The following is a 1,656-nucleotide window of genomic DNA, read 5'->3' on the forward strand; positions in this document are numbered from 1 at the left end:
TTTTATGAGCTTAACGATCCTTTGGATCGTTCAAACAAATCATTATGAGAGTTTGATCCTGGCTCAGGACGAACGCTGGCGGCGTGCCTAATACATGCAAGTCGAACGCTTTTTCTTTCACCGGAGCTTGCTCCACCGAAAGAAAAAGAGTGGCGAACGGGTGAGTAACACGTGGGTAACCTGCCCATCAGAAGGGGATAACACTTGGAAACAGGTGCTAATACCGTATAACACTATTTTCCGCATGGAAGAAAGTTGAAAGGCGCTTTTGCGTCACTGATGGATGGACCCGCGGTGCATTAGCTAGTTGGTGAGGTAACGGCTCACCAAGGCAACGATGCATAGCCGACCTGAGAGGGTGATCGGCCACACTGGGACTGAGACACGGCCCAGACTCCTACGGGAGGCAGCAGTAGGGAATCTTCGGCAATGGACGAAAGTCTGACCGAGCAACGCCGCGTGAGTGAAGAAGGTTTTCGGATCGTAAAACTCTGTTGTTAGAGAAGAACAAGGATGAGAGTAAAACGTTCATCCCTTGACGGTATCTAACCAGAAAGCCACGGCTAACTACGTGCCAGCAGCCGCGGTAATACGTAGGTGGCAAGCGTTGTCCGGATTTATTGGGCGTAAAGCGAGCGCAGGCGGTTTCTTAAGTCTGATGTGAAAGCCCCCGGCTCAACCGGGGAGGGTCATTGGAAACTGGGAGACTTGAGTGCAGAAGAGGAGAGTGGAATTCCATGTGTAGCGGTGAAATGCGTAGATATATGGAGGAACACCAGTGGCGAAGGCGGCTCTCTGGTCTGTAACTGACGCTGAGGCTCGAAAGCGTGGGGAGCGAACAGGATTAGATACCCTGGTAGTCCACGCCGTAAACGATGAGTGCTAAGTGTTGGAGGGTTTCCGCCCTTCAGTGCTGCAGCAAACGCATTAAGCACTCCGCCTGGGGAGTACGACCGCAAGGTTGAAACTCAAAGGAATTGACGGGGGCCCGCACAAGCGGTGGAGCATGTGGTTTAATTCGAAGCAACGCGAAGAACCTTACCAGGTCTTGACATCCTTTGACCACTCTAGAGATAGAGCTTCCCCTTCGGGGGCAAAGTGACAGGTGGTGCATGGTTGTCGTCAGCTCGTGTCGTGAGATGTTGGGTTAAGTCCCGCAACGAGCGCAACCCTTATTGTTAGTTGCCATCATTTAGTTGGGCACTCTAGCGAGACTGCCGGTGACAAACCGGAGGAAGGTGGGGATGACGTCAAATCATCATGCCCCTTATGACCTGGGCTACACACGTGCTACAATGGGAAGTACAACGAGTTGCGAAGTCGCGAGGCTAAGCTAATCTCTTAAAGCTTCTCTCAGTTCGGATTGTAGGCTGCAACTCGCCTACATGAAGCCGGAATCGCTAGTAATCGCGGATCAGCACGCCGCGGTGAATACGTTCCCGGGCCTTGTACACACCGCCCGTCACACCACGAGAGTTTGTAACACCCGAAGTCGGTGAGGTAACCTTTTTGGAGCCAGCCGCCTAAGGTGGGATAGATGATTGGGGTGAAGTCGTAACAAGGTAGCCGTATCGGAAGGTGCGGCTGGATCACCTCCTTTCTAAGGAATATTTCGGAAGACTACACATCGTTTGCCTTTGTTCAGTTTTGAGAGGT

1 rRNA gene is annotated in these 1,656 nt (G+C 52.1%); it reads left to right on the forward strand.

Going from position 1 to position 1,656, the window contains the following annotated elements:
* The first annotated feature begins 40 nt into the window (after positions 1–40).
* A 16S ribosomal RNA gene (locus AEQ18_RS06435) occupies positions 41–1,600 on the forward strand.
* The last annotated feature ends 56 nt before the right edge of the window (positions 1,601–1,656 follow it).

This window comes from Enterococcus sp. RIT-PI-f (assembly GCF_001297065.1).
Lineage (GTDB): Bacteria > Bacillota > Bacilli > Lactobacillales > Enterococcaceae > Enterococcus_D.